General features: G+C 57.3%; 16 protein-coding genes and 2 tRNA genes. 12 read left to right on the top strand and 6 right to left on the bottom strand.

The features are described from left to right. The first annotated feature begins 52 nt into the window (after nt 1-52). Nucleotides 53-1,075, top strand: coding sequence for a helix-turn-helix domain-containing protein (locus ACR0JW_RS00170; protein WP_480713465.1), 1,023 nt, complete (start codon nt 53-55; stop codon nt 1,073-1,075). Nucleotides 1,076-1,260: 185 nt separating this feature from the next. Here the strand turns inward: ACR0JW_RS00170 and rpoD are convergent, their stop codons facing one another. From rpoD to ACR0JW_RS00150, 4 genes are all read right to left on the bottom strand, one after another. Then, the gene (gene rpoD / locus ACR0JW_RS00165; RefSeq protein ID WP_170677613.1) at nt 1,261-3,249 is read right to left on the bottom strand and encodes an RNA polymerase sigma factor RpoD; all 1,989 of its coding nucleotides are present in this window, start codon (nt 3,247-3,249) and stop codon (nt 1,261-1,263) included. Nucleotides 3,250-3,363: 114 nt separating this feature from the next. Next, nucleotides 3,364-5,313, bottom strand: coding sequence for a DNA primase (gene dnaG / locus ACR0JW_RS00160; protein ID WP_170677615.1), 1,950 nt, complete (start codon nt 5,311-5,313; stop codon nt 3,364-3,366). A 78-nt stretch (nt 5,314-5,391) separates the two neighbouring features. Then, nucleotides 5,392-5,688, bottom strand: a complete 297-nt coding sequence (locus ACR0JW_RS00155) for a hypothetical protein (RefSeq protein ID WP_170616618.1) — start codon at nt 5,686-5,688, stop codon at nt 5,392-5,394. 136 nt (nt 5,689-5,824) lie between these two features. Continuing rightward, a complete protein-coding gene (locus tag ACR0JW_RS00150; RefSeq protein ID WP_170677617.1) occupies nt 5,825-7,255 on the bottom strand; it encodes a Glu/Leu/Phe/Val family dehydrogenase in 1,431 nt (476 codons plus the stop codon). Between the two features lie 330 nt (nt 7,256-7,585). On the opposite strand from ACR0JW_RS00150, the gene ACR0JW_RS00145 reads away from it, so the two are divergent. From ACR0JW_RS00145 to ACR0JW_RS00135, 3 genes are read left to right on the top strand one after another with little or no spacing between them, the layout of a single operon-like run. Continuing rightward, nucleotides 7,586-9,223, top strand: coding sequence for a Tad domain-containing protein (locus tag ACR0JW_RS00145; RefSeq protein ID WP_170616622.1), 1,638 nt, complete (start codon nt 7,586-7,588; stop codon nt 9,221-9,223). Next, nucleotides 9,220-9,753, top strand: a complete 534-nt coding sequence (locus tag ACR0JW_RS00140; RefSeq protein WP_170616624.1) for a TadE family protein — start codon at nt 9,220-9,222, stop codon at nt 9,751-9,753. Before ACR0JW_RS00145 ends, ACR0JW_RS00140 begins: the two co-directional genes overlap by 4 nt. Before the next feature lies 1 nt (nt 9,754). Continuing rightward, nucleotides 9,755-10,321: a pilus assembly protein gene (locus ACR0JW_RS00135; RefSeq protein WP_170677620.1), complete on the top strand. Its 567-nt coding sequence runs from the start codon at nt 9,755-9,757 to the stop codon at nt 10,319-10,321. A 1-nt stretch (nt 10,322) separates the two neighbouring features. Here the strand turns inward: ACR0JW_RS00135 and ACR0JW_RS00130 are convergent, their stop codons facing one another. After that, a complete protein-coding gene (locus ACR0JW_RS00130) occupies nt 10,323-10,793 on the bottom strand; it encodes a hypothetical protein (RefSeq protein ID WP_170677622.1) in 471 nt (156 codons plus the stop codon). Between the two features lie 159 nt (nt 10,794-10,952). On the opposite strand from ACR0JW_RS00130, the gene ACR0JW_RS00125 reads away from it, so the two are divergent. Next, nucleotides 10,953-11,864, top strand: coding sequence for a pirin family protein (locus tag ACR0JW_RS00125; protein WP_170677624.1), 912 nt, complete (start codon nt 10,953-10,955; stop codon nt 11,862-11,864). A 15-nt stretch (nt 11,865-11,879) separates the two neighbouring features. On the opposite strand, the gene ACR0JW_RS00120 is transcribed toward ACR0JW_RS00125, so the two are convergent. Continuing rightward, nucleotides 11,880-12,467, bottom strand: coding sequence for a TetR/AcrR family transcriptional regulator (locus ACR0JW_RS00120; RefSeq protein WP_170677626.1), 588 nt, complete (start codon nt 12,465-12,467; stop codon nt 11,880-11,882). 100 nt (nt 12,468-12,567) lie between these two features. Between ACR0JW_RS00120 and ACR0JW_RS00115 the strand changes: the two genes are divergently transcribed. The 7 genes from ACR0JW_RS00115 to ACR0JW_RS00085 all read left to right on the top strand — a co-directional run bounded on the left by ACR0JW_RS00115 (nt 12,568) and on the right by ACR0JW_RS00085 (nt 19,434). After that, nucleotides 12,568-12,816 carry a hypothetical protein gene (locus tag ACR0JW_RS00115; protein WP_170677628.1) on the top strand — a complete coding sequence of 83 codons (249 nt, stop codon included), beginning with the start codon at nt 12,568-12,570 and terminating at the stop codon, nt 12,814-12,816. A gap of 124 nt (nt 12,817-12,940) precedes the next feature. Then, nucleotides 12,941-14,227 (top strand): homoserine dehydrogenase, encoded by a 1,287-nt coding sequence (locus ACR0JW_RS00110; RefSeq protein ID WP_170677630.1) that lies wholly within the window; start codon nt 12,941-12,943, stop codon nt 14,225-14,227. A 70-nt stretch (nt 14,228-14,297) separates the two neighbouring features. Beyond that, nucleotides 14,298-15,281 carry a class II fructose-bisphosphatase gene (glpX, locus tag ACR0JW_RS00105; RefSeq protein WP_480713464.1) on the top strand — a complete coding sequence of 328 codons (984 nt, stop codon included), beginning with the start codon at nt 14,298-14,300 and terminating at the stop codon, nt 15,279-15,281. A gap of 93 nt (nt 15,282-15,374) precedes the next feature. After that, on the top strand, nt 15,375-17,117 hold the full coding sequence (gene recJ, locus ACR0JW_RS00100; protein WP_170677632.1) for a single-stranded-DNA-specific exonuclease RecJ: 1,743 nt from the start codon (nt 15,375-15,377) through the stop codon (nt 17,115-17,117). A 109-nt stretch (nt 17,118-17,226) separates the two neighbouring features. After that, nucleotides 17,227-17,301: transfer RNA gene (locus ACR0JW_RS00095), tRNA-Glu, on the top strand. A gap of 22 nt (nt 17,302-17,323) precedes the next feature. Beyond that, nucleotides 17,324-17,398 (top strand) — tRNA-Glu (locus tag ACR0JW_RS00090). Nucleotides 17,399-17,694: 296 nt separating this feature from the next. Further along, on the top strand, nt 17,695-19,434 hold the full coding sequence (locus ACR0JW_RS00085) for an ABC transporter substrate-binding protein (protein ID WP_170677634.1): 1,740 nt from the start codon (nt 17,695-17,697) through the stop codon (nt 19,432-19,434). Nucleotides 19,435-19,468: the final 34 nt, after the last annotated feature.

The following is a 19,468-nucleotide window of genomic DNA, read 5'->3' as shown; positions in this document are numbered from 1 at the left end:
GATCTTTGGCATTAAGATCAACTTCAGATTTGAGAACGGATTACGCTGAGCCATGGAAGTTGATATTTGCCGCATTCAGCGATTGGCAAAGACGCTGGACGAAGAAACCGGACAAACTGCGCTTACGGATCACGTCCTGCGGCAAAGCGGGCTCAATCGGGCTGGAATTTCCCCGCCGGCAACCACTTACCATGCCAAAAAAGAAGCCCAGTTTGTCCGATATGCCTGCGATGCGGTCAATGACATTACTTTTGCCGCCCGGGCAGGCATCCGATTCGATGAGTCATCCACTCTTACGGCCTATATCAGTAAATACTCCAGGAATTTGCGCCAAGCCATTGAGAACACGTGTTACTTTCACTGGATGATTGATCCTGCGCTGATTTTCAATCTGCGCCTTTCAGACGACTCGGCAGTGTTTGAAATCGACTGGAAGGACGCCAGTTATTCCCGCTATCACAGACGCACCGAGTTCCTGCTATTTGCGGCCATAGCCCGACTGCGCGCCCTGACCCAGTCAGATTTTCACCCCGTCGAGATGCGCTTTCAGCACGAAATCGGTCAACGCGCGTCGGAATATGAGAAAATAGGAGGGTTTCCAGTAGTTTTCGGCGCCGAACGGATGTGCATCGTCCTGTCGCTGTCCTCGCTTGATCTTCCAATTCCAACTTACGACCCTACGCTGCGCGCCCATCTGCTTGATTATGCCGAGCGTTTGCTGGCCGACCGGCAATCGCCAAGGCAAAAAACACGCGCAAGGGTCGAAGGGCTGATCACCCGATCCCTGCCCGGAAACATTATCCAGGCAGATCAGGCAGCTGCCGATTTGGGTCTTAGCCCTCGCACACTGGCCCGCAGGCTGGCTGACGAAGGGACCAGCTATCGCAACATCGTTGAAGACCTGCGATGTGATCTTGCGCAGACCTTTCTGCGAAACGGGATGATCTTGTCCGAGATTTCTTATTCTCTGGGGTATGCCGATCAGGCCGCGTTTTCGACGGCGTTCAAACGATGGACCGGCCAGCCTCCGACCACATTTCGCGGCCGCGTCGATCGCCCGCTGAACCGCGTTTGAGCGTAGCCGGGGGTCATCGATGAGACCATCTCGCCCCGGCCCGTCCCATGAGTGGACCAGACGGATATAGAAATCCCGCTGTCCCTCTTCTTGTGAGTTCTCGCCAATTTGACTTTCAGACAGGACAACAAGATGTGAACGGTCCGGGAAAAGAAAAAGGCGCCTCGATCAGGGCGCCTTTGTAGCTACTGATCCAGGAAGGACCGCAGTTTTCTTGACCGGCTGGGATGCTTCAGTTTGCGCAGCGCTTTCGCCTCGATCTGTCGGATCCGTTCGCGCGTCACGCTGAACTGCTGGCCAACCTCCTCCAGCGTGTGGTCTGTGTTCATACCGATGCCAAAGCGCATCCGCAGAACGCGTTCCTCACGCGGGGTAAGCGAAGCCAGAACCCGGGTAGTTGTTTCCTTGAGGTTTTCCTGAATGGCGCTGTCCAGCGGCAACACGGCATTCTTGTCCTCGATGAAATCGCCCAACTGGCTGTCTTCCTCGTCGCCGATCGGCGTCTCGAGGCTGATCGGTTCCTTGGCGATCTTCATCACCTTGCGAACCTTTTCCAGCGGCATCTGCAGCTTTTCGGCCAATTCTTCCGGCGTCGGCTCGCGTCCGATTTCGTGCAGCATCTGACGACCGGTCCGAACCAGTTTGTTGATCGTTTCGATCATGTGGACCGGAATACGGATGGTGCGGGCCTGATCCGCGATCGAGCGCGTGATCGCCTGACGGATCCACCAGGTCGCATAGGTCGAGAACTTGTAGCCGCGACGGTATTCGAACTTGTCGACCGCCTTCATCAGGCCGATATTCCCTTCCTGAATAAGATCAAGGAATTGCAGGCCACGGTTCGTGTACTTCTTGGCAATCGAGATCACCAAGCGCAGGTTGGCCTCGACCATTTCTTTCTTGGCCTGACGTGCCTCTTTCTCGCCCTTTTGAACCTGCTGAACGATGCGGCGGAATTCGCTGATGTCCAGACCGACATATTGCCCGACCTGAGCCATATCGTTGCGCAGTTCCTCGACCTTGTCGGTCGAGCGTTCGATGAACATCTGCCAGCCGCGGCCCGGTTTTTCGGCCATCTCGGCCAGCCAGTTCGGATCCAGTTCGCGACCACGATACTCATCAATAAACTCACGGCGGTTGATACGCGCCTGATCCGCCAGCTTCACCATCGAACTGTCCAGCGACATGACGCGGCGGTTGATGCCGTAAAGCTGGTCGATCAGCGCATCGATCCGGTTATTGTGCAGGTGCAGGCCATTCACAAGCTCTACGATCTCGGCCCGCAGTTTCTGATAGGTCTCCTCATCCTTGGCGGTGAAAGATCCATCTTCATTCAACGTTGCCGAAATACGGCTGTCCTGCATTTCGGATAGCATCGCGAAATCAGACGAAATCCGCTCGAGCGTGGTCAGAACCTGCTCTTTAAGCGCTGTCTCCATCGCGGCCAGCGACATGTTGGCCTGTTCGTCTTCATCGTCGTCGTCGTCGGTGGCGATTGGGTTGCCATCCGCGTCCAGCTCGGGCCCGGTGTCTTTGGCGGGTTTGGCAGCCTGAACCGCTGAAGTGTCCACCACCGGCTCCTCGACATCGCCGTCCTCGTCCATCTGGTTGCCGAACGTGGTTTCCAGATCGATAACGTCGCGCAGCAGAATGTCTTCGGACAAAAGTTCGTCATGCCAGATCGTGATGGCCTGGAAGGTCAACGGGCTTTCACACAGACCGGCGATCATCGTGTTGCGGCCGGCTTCGATCCGCTTGGCGATTGCAATCTCACCTTCCCGGCTCAGCAGCTCGACGCTGCCCATCTCGCGCAGATACATGCGCACGGGGTCGTCGGTGCGATCCAGTTTCTCGGTGGCGGCACCCGACAACGCAACCTCACGGTTGCTTTCCGTTGTGGTCAGTTCGGTCGAGCCTTTGTTCTCTTCTTCTTCGGCCTCTTCATCTTCGATGATGTTGATGCCCATCTCGGACAGCATCGACATAACGTCTTCGATCTGTTCCGAACTGACCTGATCAGGCGGCAGAACCTGATTGAGCTGGTCGTAGGTGATGTAGCCCTTCTCGCGGGCCTCGGCGATCATCTTCTTGACCTGGGCCTGGCTCATGTCCAGCGAGATTTCCTGTTCCTGCTCGTCTGATTTGCGATCTTCGGACGTGTCTTTGGCGGCCATTCAATGCTCCTGCAGGGATGGGTGATTCGTTTGAACCGAATCATTAGCGCGTAGAAGTGATTCGGCCACCCGTTTACCCGTTTTTCTTTTCCAGTGCCTTACGAAAACATCACTTTAGCGGCGTTTCCGTTCGAATTTGATGCCGGACATGATGGCCTCGAACGCGTCTTTCTCGTCGCGGTTGATCCGCGCGCCGTTGTCGGCGATGTCAAAAACGGCCCTGTCCTCATTCTGGCTGCGGCTTGTACGGTTGCGCTCTTCGGCGGCTTGCGCCAGCCGATAGGTCAGCGCCTCATCTGCCAGTTCGGACAGTTCCTCCGCAGCTTCGGCAATCTCAGCATCCAACCCCCGGAGCGCTTTGATTTTTGCGAGTTCCTCGGCCAGCGTCATCTCGGCCTTTTCCACGTCGCCCGGTTTGTGCACGCAGGGGATGACTGCGACATGGCGAAGGGCCAGAAGGTTTTCAAGGGGTTCGGCCCCCAAAGTTCCCACTATGTGATCTTTCAGATTGTCCGGGTCATCAATTGCGTGGCGCAGGATGACCTCGCGCAGCGCCGAGTGGTCTGGATCGTGGCAGTCCATCTCCTCCAACTGGTGTTCGAACTGCACGACAACCTTGGGGTTCAGAATGGCGATGGCCAGAATGACCGCTTCGCGCATCTGGATATCTGCATTCTCGGACGAGGCCAGAAACGAGGCGCGCGCGCCCGGCGAAGCAGGCTGTTTTTGTGGCTTCCATTTGCCGCCCGACTGCCATTGGCGGTTTTGCGGTTGGCGTTGCGGACGGAAAAGCTGCCAGCACAGGTCTTTGACTTCCCGTTCATAATGAGAGCGTATTGATGCATCTCGGATCAACGCCGTCTTGTCCTTCAGAGCACGCTCCAAAGCCGCTCTACGCTCCGGGCTGTCGAAAACTATTCCCTCGGTCTCACGCTGCCACAGTAGCTTGACCATGGGCATGGCACCTTCCAACACGGCCTGCACAGCCGCAGGCCCTTCGGCGCGCAAAAGATCGTCGGGGTCTTTGCCTTCGGGCACCAGTGCAAAGCGCAGGGATTTTCCGGCTTCCAGAAGCGGCAAAGCCAGATCGACGGCCCGCATCGCCGCCCGCAGGCCGGCCGTGTCGCCATCCAGCGCAATGATCGGTTCATCCGAGATGCGCCACAGCAGTTGTAGCTGGTGTTCGGTAATCGCGGTTCCCAGCGGCGCAACCGCCGCCTCAAATCCAGCCTCGGCCAGCGCGATCACATCCATGTAGCCTTCGGCCACGATCAGGGGCTGCCCCTTCCCGGCCGCCTGTCGTGCGGGGCCTTGATTGTAAAGGCTTCGGCCTTTGTCGAACAACTCCGTCTCGGGCGAGTTCAGGTACTTCGCGTTGTCATTGGGGTCCATGGCGCGGCCACCAAACGCAATGCAGCGCCCGCGCGGATCACGGATCGGGTACATGATCCGGTTGCGGAATGTGTCATAGGGCTTCTTGCCCTTGTTCGAGGGTTTGGCCAGCCCGGCCCCGAGGATCAAGTCCTCGGCCACGTTCTTGCCCCGCAGATGATCCCACAGCGCTTGCCAGCCATCCGGGGCAAAGCCGATTTCCCACCGGTCCAACGCCTGTTCGTCTAATCCGCGATGCGCCAGATAATCCCGCGCGCCCCCGCCTGCCCCGGTCTTGAGTTGCAGGCGAAAGAACTGGGCGGCCTGCTCCATCACATCAGCCAGTTGCGCGCAGCGATCCTGTTTTTCCTGTGCTTTCGGGTCGCGTTGCGGCATGGGCATACCCGCCTCACGCGCCAGAATCTCGACTGCTTCGATGAACGAGACATTCTCGGTCTCTTTCACGAAGCTGATCGCGTCGCCCTTGGCGTGGCATCCGAAGCAGTAGTAAAACCCCTTCTGGTCGTCGACATGGAACGACGCCGTCTTTTCGTGATGGAACGGGCATGGTGCCCACATGTCACCCTTGCCCTGATTGGACTTGCGCTGATCCCACATGACCTTGCGGCCGACGACCTGAGACAGGCTTAGCCGGGTGCGCAATTCATCCAGGAAACCGGGGGGCAATGACATGTGTCGAACCTGCCAGAAATGAAAACGCGCGCCAAGAGGATGGCGCGCTTATCCACAAGGAATATAGCCAGCTGTGGATTATTGCTGAAGACATAGCTCCAGCCAGGCCGCGCCCAGATCCTTTTTGCGAACGTCGCGCATCTTTTGCTCATACACCCAAGGGGTGATCAACGGAATCGCGGCATTGTAGTTTTCTGGCCAGGTCGGGCCGCTGTCAGCGACCGCCTTCGCAACATCGCGTTCCTTGACGCGGTCCAGGCGGGCGTTCTGAATAGCGGCCACCACGTCGGCCTGATACTTGCAGCTTTGTTCTTTGGTCTCAGCCGCGGCCAAAGGCGTTGCCAAAAGAATGGCGGCGATGGCGATACGCAACATTGGAAGTCCCCCGGGATTCGTTTCACTCGCGGCAACTTACCTGTGCGCCAAAGCGCCCGCCACAACCGATTTCCCGAATTCGTTGAATTGATCGGAGGCGACCCGGGTTACCTTGCGCCCGGATCGCATCAATGCATCAAAGTCCCTTGGCCCGATAGCTTTTGGAAACTCTGTCGATGGCGACGATATACGCCGCAGTCCGCAGGTCTTCGACATCATCGCGGCTGTGCCAGACCTCGCGCATCGACTGATAGGCGATACGCATCGTGTCATCCAGACCCGAGCGGACCAGTTCCAGTTCGTCCGCGCCCCTGAGGTACTTGGACTTGAAGTTCGGGGACATTGACCACGCATCGCCCAGATATCTGTCCAGCCGCTCAAGTTCGCTGACAATCAGTTCGTGGCGGGCTTCCTCCTGACGGCGCTGCATCCGTCCAAACCGGATATGGCTCAGGTTCTTGACCCATTCGAAATACGAAACGGTCACACCGCCCGCGTTGGCATACATGTCCGGAATGATAACGACGCCCTTTTTCCGAAGGATATCGTCCGCACCGGCAGTCACCGGACCATTCGCGGCCTCGATAATCAACGGCGCCTTGATCCGTTCTGCGTTGGAAAGGTTGATGACACCTTCCAAGGCCGCCGGGATCAGAATGTCACATTCGGCTTCAAGGACGGCAGCGCCCTCTGCGGTATGTGCCGCATCCGGATAGCCGCTGACGCCGCCATGTTTCACGATCCAGTTCCGCACCGATTCAACGTCGATGCCATCGGGATTGTGCAGGGCACCGTCCCGCTCAATGATCCCGATAACACGCGCGCCATCTTCCTCGCTCAGGAACTTTGCGGCGTGATAGCCCACGTTTCCAAGCCCCTGAACGATCACGCGCTTGCCATCCAGACTTCCGGACAGGCCGGCCTTCTCGATGTCGTCCGGGTGCCGGAAGAATTCACGCAGCGCATACTGAATTCCGCGACCGGTTGCCTCGACGCGCCCCGCGATACCACCCGCGTTGAGAGGCTTGCCCGTCACACAAGCACGCGCATTGATATCCGTCGTATTCATGCGCGCGTATTGGTCGGCCATCCAGGCCATCTCACGCTCGCCGGTCCCCATGTCCGGGGCGGGCACGTTCTGTGATGGGTTGATCAGGTCGCGTTTTGCCAGTTCATAAGCAAACCGTCGGGTGATCTGTTCCAATTCGTGTTCTTCATACTGACGCGGGTCAATACACAAGCCGCCTTTGGAGCCCCCGAACGGCGTCTCTACCAGCGCGCACTTGTACGTCATCAAGGCAGCCAGCGCCTCGACCTCGTCCTGATTGACTTCCATGGCATAGCGAATACCGCCTTTGACCGGCTCCATGTGTTCGGAATGGACCGACCTGTATCCGGTAAATGTATGGATATCACCGCGCAGGCGCACACCGAAACGGACGGTATATGTGGCGTTGCACACCCGGATCTTCTCTTCAAGTCCCGGCGGCAGATCCATCAGGGACGCGGCCCTGTTGAACATCAGGTCAACACTTTTACGAAAGCTGGGTTCAATAATGCCGGTCATAAACTCCTCCGTACCGGAAACTGACATATGTCACGACTTTTTGTCGCACCCTTCATGGAAAGCCGCAACGCCCAACTGCACTTTTTTAATAAGAATGCCCTCAAGGCGTATGCGCAACTGTTACCGAGTCGATTGGTTTGGCCGAGTTGCAGGAGATTGTCGCCAAAACACAAACAGACCCTTTAGCATACCCATATTATCCTCACTTGAGTGGCGAAAAGGTCAAAACCAGGCCTTTTTTGCCCAATTGACGCCATGTTTCAAAGCTAGCTTTAACCCAATTTTATTTTCCTATGTCGCACACGTTATGTGCGAAGCGGAGGCATCAAAATGAAAAAGTTCTCGCTTATTGCCGGTAGCATTTTGCAGAAACGCAAATCTTCCACGTTGCGGCAGTTCGTCGAAAATGAAGACGGCACATTTTCATATTTTGTGCTGTTTGTTTTTTTGGGAATGTTGGCCGCAGCGGGTGTCGGCGTCGATTTAATGAACCATGAACGCGACAGAGCCAAACTACAGGCCACTCTGGACCGCGCCGTTCTCGCCGCAGCCGATTTGGATCAGAAAGAAAGCCCGAAGACCGTTGTTGAGTCCTATCTCGACAAGGCAGGGCTTTTGGAAAATCTCAAGACCGTCGACGTACAAGACAGTTTTGGTACGCGAAGAGTTTATGCGACGGCCGAAGCAGTGATACCGACAAATTTCATGGCCCTGTCAGGTATCAAAACTTTGACCGCGACCGCAGCCAGCGCCGCTGAAGAATCAATCGGAGCCGTTGAAATTTCGCTGGTTCTCGATATTTCGGGTTCAATGTCCGAAAATTCGGCCACCCCGGGGATCAGCAAAATCGATGTTCTGAAAGAAGCAGCATCTGATTTCGTTAAACTGATGCTCGACAAACCAGGTGAAAGCCAGATATCGATCTCGCTTATACCCTATGCGACGCAAGTTAATGCGGGCGCCTCCCTGCTGGACCAATTCACGAATGTCACGCAGGAGCATAGCTATTCGCACTGCGTGAATTTTATCCCTGAGCAATACAGTGATTCCGATCTCCTGCGGGGTGACAGGCTGGAACGGACAGCGCATTTTGACCCGTTCACTTATTCTGAGGGTTCGATCACTCTGCCTGTTTGCCCTGTCCGCGCCGGCAGCGCGATCACACCTGTCACGGATGACCTGGGCAAATTGCTTGACCAGATCGCACTTCTTTCACCCGGCGGAAACACGTCGATTGATGTTGGAATGAAATGGGGCGTTGCGCTTCTTGATCCCGGCATGAGCGGTATTGTCTCCGATCTGTCCCTTGAAACGGATGCGGCATATGCGCCGAAGACAATAGTCCCTTCCAAGTTTGCGAATCGTCCGACAAACTATGACTCGGACGTTCTGAAAATTGTGATCGTTATGACCGATGGAAAGAACACCGATCAGTACATGCTGAATCCGTCACTGAGGGAAGGTATGTCGGACGTATGGTACAACCCCGAAGCAGAAGAATACACCGTTTATCACTCGCAGGGACAGCCGAACTTTTTCTGGCCTCAGCAAGACCAGTGGGCAGACCATCCGTTCGGCAACCCTGAGCCCGAAACTGCCGACAACGAAGAGGTGGGTACGGCTTTCCGCCTGACATACCCGCAACTGTTCAACCGTGTGTCTTTGGCTTGGAACGCCAATTACAACTACTACTGGCAGTCCAGTGCCTGGGCTGAGTGGTACTCTGCAGCGTTCTCCAAAGTAGAAACCGCTGCCAAGAACCAGCACACCAAACACATCTGTGACGCAGCAAAAGACGAGGGCATTATCGTATATGGTATCGCCTTCGAAGCACCAAGAAGTGGCTATCGGGTTCTTCGGGACTGCGCTAGCTCGCACAGCCATGTCTACGACGTGAGCGGACTGTCGCTTGAAGACGCCTTTTCTTCGATCGCATCATCGATCCGCAAACTGAGGTTGACACAATGACTCAGAGTATTTTGCCGCTGATGCACCGGTTATTTGGGTCTGAAGATGGAAACGCCACGATTGAATTCGCTATTATCTTTCCGGCGTTCATGTTTTTCATCCTAGCAGGCGCAGAACTGACATTATTGACGACACAGCAGGGTATGTTGGAACGTGCTGTTGACCAGACCGTTCGCGACATTCGACTTGGAACAGGGAATAATCCGCAGCACGACGAACTAAAAGACACCATTTGTTCACGGGCTCAGTTCATCAAAAACTGCTCCTCCAACCTTCGGCTAGAGATGATCCGTCAGAGTGCCTTCACCGGGGTCGTGCTGTCCGATACACCTGACTGCACGGACAACTCCGAACAGGTAGATCCTGTTCTGAACTTCACCAATGGTCAATCCAATGAATTGATGATCCTGCGGGCATGCGCGCGGATTGATCCGGTGTTTCCGACCTCGACAATCGGCAAAACCCTCGTGGATGAAACCGGTCAATATGCGCTAACGGCTACGACAGCCTTCGTACAGGAACCTTTGTAAGATGACGTCGATCATGACAAAAATGGCAAAGTGTCTGAAATCGTTTCGGCGGGATGAACGTGGTATTATTACCGTAGAGGCCATCATGGTCTTTCCACTACTGTTCTGGACGGTATCGATGACCTTCGTCGCGTTCGAAGGCTTCCGTCAAAGCGCGTCAAATCTGAAGGCCGCATTTACCGTAAGCGATCTTATCTCTCGTGAAACTCAAACTATTACAGATGTTTACATAGATTCTCTGCACGAATTGATGGAGAAGATGGTCAACAATAATTCGCAAATGAATTTGCGTGTTTCGCTGATTGTTTTCGATGAAGAAGATGATCGCCACTATGTGCGGTGGTCGTCGACTCGCGGCTATGACGTCAAGTGGACAGATGACAGCATTCACGAAATTCGGTCCCAGCTTCCGCCGATGCCCAACCAAGACACTTTGATTCTGGTTGAAACGTCAAATGAATACGTTCCGATTTTTTACACGGGATTTAAATTCGCAACCGGAGTTACTTTCGAAAACTTTGTCTTTACTCGCCCGCGTTTTACCAACGAAATTGCGGCCTCGGTCTAGGTCAATCCATTTCAGCCAGAAGTGCGGACAACATTTCGGACATGAACTTGGTCTCGGCGGCGGCAGTCATGCCGCCGACCCCCACACGATGACCCAATCGCCACCAAAGGCCGGGCGCCCAGGTGTTTTTTCCCTTGCCGGTCGTGCGAACAAGAAACCCGTTTGATGGTTTGAAGGCAAACACGCCGCGATCAACAGTTTCAATATCTTCGACATTGGCAATGACCTGCCCCGCTCCGGTGCGCAACTCAGCTCGAGTCAGTTCGATACGGTCTGTTGTCGCATGCCACATGCGATGTGCCAGCCAGAACGCCCCGCCCGCGATCACGAAAAGGAAAACCTGCCATCCCAAAGCAGGCGGAGCCGCCAGAGCGACGTAAAGTACCATCGCGCCCACTGTGCCCAGCATTCCTACACCTGCCCATCGTCTGGGTGATGATGCCTGAACTGTTGCCAGCACTTCGTCCTGCATGGGGCCCTCTTTGTTTGCGTCAACTTCCCTTACCCGCTTTGTGAAATAATGGACAGGGGGTCCCGACCTGCGCGGCGTTGCACAATCCGCGCGCGTTTTTGCCAATTGACCGCGCAGGCGCACACATTACATGATTGTCATGTAAATCAGGAGGCAAAAATGTCCCTCAGGCCTACTTTGGAAACCAGACAATCCGTTCCAACACGGGAAGGCGCCGGTGTGCATTTGCATCGTGCCTTCGGGTTTCAGGACCCGTCCGAACTCGACCCATTTCTTCTTTTCGACGATTTCAGGAATGAGAACCCGCAAGACTATGAAGCAGGGTTCCCGTGGCATCCGCATCGTGGAATTGAGACCATTACTTATGTTCTGTCCGGGACCGTTGAACACTCGGATTCACTGGGCAACACCGGAACGCTTGGCGCCGGTGACGTGCAATGGATGACAGCAGGTTCGGGGATATTGCATCAGGAAATGCCACATGGAAACGCCAGTGGTCAGATGCATGGGTTTCAGTTGTGGGGAAACCTGCCCTCTGACCAGAAGATGACTGCACCCCGGTATCAGGACGTTCAAAGCCGGGAAATCCCCGAGATCACGGATGACGACGGCACCACGGTTCGTGTGATCGTGGGCACGTTCTGGGGGAAAACCGGCCCTGTCGACGGCATTGCGGCTGATCCGCAATACCTGGATATCCGCATCCCGGCAGGCGTCAAAAAAACTTTTCCCATAGACACTTATCGCCGGGCCTTCGCTTATGTTTTCGATGGTCAGGCCGCGTTTGCCGACGCGTCACAACCCACCGGCGTTCTGCTCGAGAAAGAGGTGGCGGGGCAAGAGGTCAACATTCGCGACATGTCAGGCAACCGGACGCTGGTCCGCTTTGGGTCTGGCGACGAAATTACGGTTCAGGCGGGGCCGCAAGGAGTTCGGTTCCTGCTGATCTCCGGTGCGCCGATCAACGAACCGGTCGCCTGGCATGGGCCAATCGTCATGAACACCCGGGCCGAGCTGAAACAAGCCTTTGAAGAGCTTCGAAACGGAACCTTCATCCGGCCAGCACACTAAGGACGGGCGGGCAGATCACGTCGCAACGGCGCGACAGACCATGTCCCAATAGATCTGCTCGACTTGATCCAGTGACAACCTCCCGCCTGCCCGATACCAGGTCATCACACCATTCAGCATTGCGATCACAGCAAAGCTTGCGATCCTGGTGTCGGGTACTTTGAACAGGCCGGCGACATGACCGTCACGCAGAATACCTTCCAGTGAATCCTCGTACCTGCGGCGCAGATCTTCGATTTCCGTGAAATTCTCGGGCGTCAGGTTTCGCAACTCCATATAGGCTATGAACACTTCGTCCGGGCGTTCCAGGTGAAAGCGAATGTGAAATCCGACAAAGCGGCGCAAGGCATCGCGTGGATCATCGGAGTTGTCCTGTGCCTCATACGCCGACAGAAGCTCCTGCATATGGTCGCGCATCAAACGGAATAGCAGGCTTTGCTTGTCTGGGGTGTAGTTATACAAGGCACCAGCCTGTACGCCGACCTCGGACGCGATCTGGCGCATTGAAACCGCCGCATACCCATGTCGGGCGAACAGAGCCAACGCTGCCTTGCGGATCCGCGGGCCGGTTATGTCAGAGTGTGAACCTTGGGTACGAGCCATAGGCAGACAGTATCTGAACGTTTGTTCAAATAGAACCCCGCTTGAACCGAACGGGCAAAAGGTGCATCACAATGGCGACTGCAACAACAACCGGCTTGTCATGAAACCCCTGCCCCTGCTGTTTTTGATGCTTGTCTGCGCCGCCTGCGCGGACATTCCTGAACTGGAAGGCAGCGAGTCGCCAACCGTGCGCAAGTCCACGTTTCCCCGCTTGATCCCGCTGAGCGAAGCGTTGGGCCCACCGGTTGATCCTGTAAGCGAAGCGGCCGAGGTCGAAGAGGACCTGAATGCGCGTGCCGAAGCGCTGGCGAATAAAGCGCAGGCACTACAGAACGCAGAAATCGACTGATTGCCGGATTTCATTGGCCGCGCTGTCCTCTGACGCATTGCACCGACCCCATGAACCCGCTAAGGCAGCGCCTGACGGATGAAAAATCCAGACTGGCGAATACGAGCGGAAAGGAATCCACCGAATGACACAGGCGCTGCGGCTGGGAATTGCTGGCTTGGGGACCGTCGGCGTGGGTGTGATCCGGATCGTCCGCAAACATGCGGATCTGTTGCAAGCCCGGACCGGCAGACCAATTGAAATCGTGGCCGTTTCCGCCCGGGATTCCGGCAAGGATCGCGGTGTCAACCTGTCCGACTACGTCTGGGAAAGCGATCCTGTCGCGCTGGCCCGCAGAGACGACATTGACGTTTATGTCGAGCTTATGGGGGGCGAAAACGGCCCGGCTCTGGCCTCGGTCGAGGCGGCGCTGGAGACCGGTAAAGACGTGGTAACCGCCAACAAGGCGCTGCTGGCTGTCCATGGTCAGAAGCTGGCGGAACAGGCCGAAGCCTCAGGCCGTGTCATCCGGTTCGAGGCGGCGGTCGCGGGTGGCATTCCTGTGATCAAGTCCCTGACCGAAGGGCTTGCCGGGAACGACATCACCCGTGTCATGGGCGTGATGAACGGAACCTGCAATTACATTCTGACCCGGATGCAGTCCCAGGAATTGGGATACAATGCGCTGTTCGAAGAATGCGCCCAACTTGGGTATCTGGAAGCTGACCCGAACCTGGATGTGGGTGGCATTGACGCGGCCCATAAACTGGCGCTTCTGTCCTCGATTGCCTTTGGAACCAAGCCGAATTTCGACGGGATCGAGATCGAGGGTATTCAGCATATCAGCCTGGATGACATTCATCAGGCGGACGACATGGGATACCGGATCAAGCTGCTGGGCGTGGCACAGCGTACCCGGCGCGGGCTGGAACAGCGCATGCAGCCCTGCCTGGTGCCAAGCGGCTCACCTCTGGGGCAACTGGAAGGCGGCACCAATATGGTGGTGATCGAGGGAGACTCGATCGAGCAGGTCGTATTGCGCGGTCCCGGTGCCGGTGAAGGCCCAACTGCCAGCGCTGTCATGGGTGACGTTTGTGATCTGGCCCGTGGATTGCATATTCCGACATTCGGCCGACCGGCCTCGACGCTGCAAGAGGCTACGCCTGCGCGAACCGGATTGCCCGCGCCCTATTACCTTCGCCTTGCCCTGTTGGACAAACCCGGTGCGCTGGCGAAAGTTGCGGCCATTCTGGGTGACGCCGGAGTTTCCATCGACCGGATGCGCCAGTATGCCCATTCGGAAAACACGGCACCCGTCCTGATTGTAACTCATAAAACCACGCGCGCGACACTTGATGTGGCGCTGGAGGGGTTCAGGTCCACTGATGTGGTTTCGGGGGAACCTGTCGCGCTGCGCATCGAAGAGGTTTGACCCTTGCGGCCTGTGCCAGACGCAGGCTATGCCGGACAGAACGCCTTTATTGACCCAAGGATACCGACACATGAACGCTGCCAAGACCGATTTCAACGACCGAATGCTTTCTTTGGGCCTTGCCCGTGTGGCTGAACAGGCCGCGCTTGCATCCGCCTCGCTTGTCGGACGGGGCGACGAGAAAGCCGCCGATCAGGCCGCCGTCAACGCAATGCGTGAGCAGTTGAATCTGTTGGACATCGCAGGTGTCGTCGTGATCGGCGAAGGTGAGCGTGACGAAGCGCCGATGCTTTTTATCGGCGAAGAGGTCGGTACCGGAAACGGCCCCGGCGTCGACATTGCGCTGGACCCGCTTGAGGGCACGACCCTGACCGCCAAGGACATGCCCAACGCGCTGACCGTGATCGCAATGGGCCCGCGCGGGTCGATGCTTCATGCCCCGGACGTATACATGGATAAGCTGGCCATTGGCCCAGGGTTCCCGGAAGGCGTCGTCAATCTGGACATGAGCCCGCGGGAACGCGTCGAAGCGCTGGCAAAGGCCAAAGGCTGTGATCCGGCGGACATCACCGTCTGCATTCTGGAGCGCCCGCGTCATGAGGCCATGATTGCCGAGGTTCGTGACACCGGAGCCTCGATCCGGCTGATCACTGACGGTGATGTGGCCGGTGTCATGCACTGCGCAGAAAGCGAAGAAACCGGCATCGATATGTATATGGGCCAGGGCGGCGCACCCGAGGGCGTTCTGGCAGCAGCTGCGCTGAAATGCATGGGCGGGCAGATCTTTGGCCGCCTGCTGTTCCGCAACGATGACGAGCGCGGCCGCGCCGCCAAGGCAGGTATTACCGATTTGGATCGCGTCTATGCGCGGGACGAAATGGTGACGGCGGACGTGATTTTTGCTGCGACCGGCGTAACCGGCGGCTCGCTGCTGCCGCGTATCAAACGCGAGCCGGGCTGGGTTGAAACGACCACTTTGCTGATGCGGTCGAAAACCGGTTCGATGCGGCGTATGTCCTATCGCACACCGATGTGGCCACATAGCGACGCATAGCGGCTTGCGCCGCTGCCTCCGGCGGGAGTATTTGTAAAAAGATGAAGAGGCCGGATCCGCGAGGGTCCGGCCTTGGCGCATAAGGGGCATGGGATGAGCTTTCTTGGGGTCGAGCAGTCATTGACCGGACGCCGCTGGATCGGACCTACGCCGGACATCGAGCGGGCAACAGAAATGCTGGTGCAGCAGGCCGGGTTGCCCCGCGCTGTCTGTCAGGTGCTGGCACGGCGCGGCGTGCCAGCGATGGAAGCCGCAGGATTTCTTGAGCCCAAGCTGAAAGAACTGCTGCCGGACCCGCGTTCGATGCTGGATATGGAGAAGGCAGCAACGCGGTTCCTACAGGCCGTCAGGGCGCGGCAACGGATCGCCGTGTTCGCGGATTACGATGTGGACGGAGGAAGTTCGGCCGCATTGTTGCTGGTCTGGCTGCGACAGATGGGGATCAGCGCCACGCTTTATGTCCCGGACCGCATCGACGAAGGTTATGGGCCAAATGTTCCTGCCATGCAGACGCTGGCTGCTGAACACGACCTGATCATTTGTGTCGATTGCGGAACGCTGAGCCATGAGCCCATCGCGGCAGCCAACGGCGCGGATGTGATCGTTCTGGACCACCACCTTGGCGGAGAGACCCTGCCCGACTGCGCCGCGATCGTGAACCCGAACCGGCAGGATGAAAGTGGCGATCTGGGGTATCTTTGCGCGGCGGGTGTCGTTTTCCTGATGCTGGTCGAGGCCGGGCGGCAATTGCGCGACGCCGGTATCAAAGGTCCGGACCTGATGTCGATGCTGGATCTGGTCGCCCTGGCGACGGTTGCGGATGTAGCACCTTTGATCGGTGCCAACCGGGCACTTGTTCGTCAGGGACTCAAGGTCATGGCCAGACGTCAACGCCCCGGGCTTGTTGCACTGTCGGATGTGTCCCGCATGGACGCGGCGCCCAATTCCTATCATCTTGGTTTTCTGCTGGGGCCTCGTGTCAACGCCGGTGGTCGCATTGGTCAGGCCGATCTGGGTGCCCGCCTGCTGAGCACGGAATCGACAGCAGAGGCCGAGGCCTTGTCGCAACGGTTGGATGAGTTGAACACCGAAAGGCGTGATATTGAAAACGCGGTGCGCGCCGCCGCACTTGATCAGGCGGAACAACGCGGTCTGGATGCGCCCCTGGTCTGGGCAGCGGGTGAAGGCTGGCATCCCGGCGTCGTGGGCATCGTTGCCTCTCGCCTTAAGGAAATGGCGAACCGCCCGGCCGTTGTCATCGGCTTTGACGGGGATGAGGGCAAGGGGTCTGGTCGATCCATATCGGGCATCGATCTGGGTGCTTCGATCCAGAAGCTTGCCGCCGAGGGTCTGCTGGTCAAGGGCGGTGGCCACAAGATGGCGGCGGGTCTGACGGTCATGCGCGATAAACTGGACGCGGCGATGGAACGGCTGAGTGAATTGCTGGCCAAACAGGGGGCCGGTCAGGGCGGCCCGGCGGATCTGAAGCTGGACGGTGCGTTGATGCCCGGCGCGGCCTCGGTCGAGCTGATCGAACAGATCGAAAAGGCCGGCCCGTTCGGCGCCAGCGCCCCTGCCCCGCGTTATGCCCTGCCTGAGCTTCAGGTGCGGTTTGCCAAACGCGTCGGCGAGACGCACCTCAAGCTTTCATTGTCCGATGGGCTGAACGGCGGTCTGGACGCCATTGCATTTGGTGCGTTCGACGGCCCCATGGGCGAGAAGCTGTTGAATCACGGAGGAGCCCGCTTTCATTTCGCGGGCCGACTTGAGGTCAACACATGGGGCGGACGTCAAAACGTTCAGCTTCGGCTTGAGGATGCTGCCGAGGTAAATTGAAGGCTGTTTCCTGACCCTGAAAGCACCGCCAAAAAAGTTTCACATCCCTGCGTTTTTCGGCTTGCGGGGGTGGGAGGTAAACCGTAAAAGGCCCTCCACAAGCCAGCGTGGCCCGTTCGTCTATCGGTTAGGACGCCAGGTTTTCAACCTGGAAAGAGGGGTTCGATTCCCCTACGGGCTGCCACTTGTGCTTGACTGGACCAAGTGGCCCGTTCGTCTATCGGTTAGGACGCCAGGTTTTCAACCTGGAAAGAGGGGTTCGATTCCCCTACGGGCTGCCATTTGCACTTTCCTTAATCAAAGTTTCAGAACCAAATATCTGGCGCCTGGTCGCTGGTTCACTTGAGGTTAGGTCAGTTGTTCTCCGGACTTTGAGTGCTCTTTCCCGATTCCGGCGAAGTCAGCAATCCTTGCCGTGGTCTCTTCCGAATTCCTCTTTCAATATAATAAAAACAAAGAGTTACGCATCGGCGTTTTCATTTACTAAAAAATTAGTTTGACAGGCGCGCGAAAAATCGCTGATGGTATCTGACATCCGGTTCCCACCGGAGAACCATAAATTTTTGGGAGGAGACAGATGCGGAGACATCTACTTTCCGCAGTGGCGGCGGCTGCCGTCATTGCGGGGCACGGTCCTGCTTGGGCCGACGAAGCCGCAGCACAACGCTGGATCGACGACGAATTCCAGCCATCGACCCTGTCGAAAGACGAACAGATGGCTGAAATGCAGTGGTTCATCGAAGCTGCACAGCCTTACGCGGGCATGGAAATCAACGTCCTGTCTGAAGGCATCCCCACTCACTCGTATGAATCCGAGGTTCTAACCAAGGCGTTCGAAGAGATCACCGGCATCAAGGTCAATCACCAGATCCTTGGTGAAGGCGAAGTGGTTCAGGCCGTTCAGACTCAGATGCAGACCGGCCGGAACCTCTATGACGGCTACGTCAACGACAGTGACCTGATCGGCACCCATTCCCGCCTGCAACTGGCCTATCCGCTGACCGACATGATGGGCGGCGATTGGGCGGCGACAACCTCGCCGACGCTCGATCTGGATGACTTCATGGGCATTCAGTTCACCACCGGTCCGGATGGTAAGCTGTATCAGCTGCCCGACCAGCAGTTCGCGAACCTTTATTGGTTCCGCAAAGACTGGTTTGACGATGAAGCCAACAAGGCCGCGTTCAAGGAAAAGTACGGCTATGATCTGGGTGTTCCGGTCAACTGGTCGGCCTACGAAGACATCGCCGAGTTTTTCACCAACGACGTGAAGGAAGTCGATGGCGTCGCGATCTACGGCCACATGGACTACGGCAAACGCGCGCCTGACTTGGGCTGGCGTATGACAGACGCCTGGCTGTCGATGGCGGGCGCAGGTGACGTCGGTGAGCCTAACGGTATTCCGGTCGACGAATGGGGCATCCGCATGGAAGCGGGCACCTGTAACCCAGTTGGCGCTTCGGTGTCGCGCGGTGGTGCTGCCAACGGTCCGGCTGCGGTCTACGCGATCCGCAAATGGGACGAATGGCTGCGCAACTATGCGCCTCCGGGTGCGGCGTCCTATGACTTCTACCAGTCGCTGCCGGCGCTGAGCCAGGGCAACGTGGCCCAGCAGATCTTCTGGTACACCGCCTTCACCGCCGACATGGTGAAGCCGAAGTCCGAAGGCAACAACACCGTGGATGACGAAGGCACGCCGCTGTGGCGGATGGCGCCCAGCCCGCACGGCCCCTACTGGGAAGACGGCCAGAAGGTTGGGTATCAGGACGTGGGTTCCTGGACTTTCCTGAAGTCGACCCCCGAGGATCGTGCTCAGGCAGCGTGGCTCTATGCCCAGTTCGTGACGTCCAAGACCGTCGATGTGAAGAAGTCCCATGTGGGTCTGACTTTCATCCGCGACAGCTCGGTTAACCACGAGTCCTTCACCGAGCGCGCACCCAAGCTGGGTGGTCTGGTCGAGTTCTACCGCTCGCCTGACCGTGTGGCATGGTCGCCGACCGGCATCAACGTTCCGGATTATCCGAAGCTGGCCCAGATCTGGTGGCAGCAAATCGGTGACGTGAACTCGGGCGCCTTTACCCCGCAAGAGGCGATGGACCGTCTGGCCGAAGAGATGGACATCACCATGGCTCGTATGCAGGCCGCGGATGAAAGCGCCGGTGTCTACGGTGGCTGCGGCCCGCGCCTGAACGAGCCTCAGGATGCGTCCTTCTGGCTGGAAAAAGCGGGTTCGCCCAAGGCCAAGCTGGAGAACGAAAAGCCACAGGGCCAGACCGTCAACTATGACGAACTGGTCAAGCGCTGGCAGTCCCAGTAACAGCAACGTCGTAGGCCGGGCTTAAGCCCGGCCT

The sequence above is a fragment of the Ruegeria sp. BG6 genome, assembly GCF_056538465.1.
The sequence above is the reverse complement of the archived record's forward strand: the minus strand, read 5'-3'. Positions and strand labels throughout refer to the sequence as shown.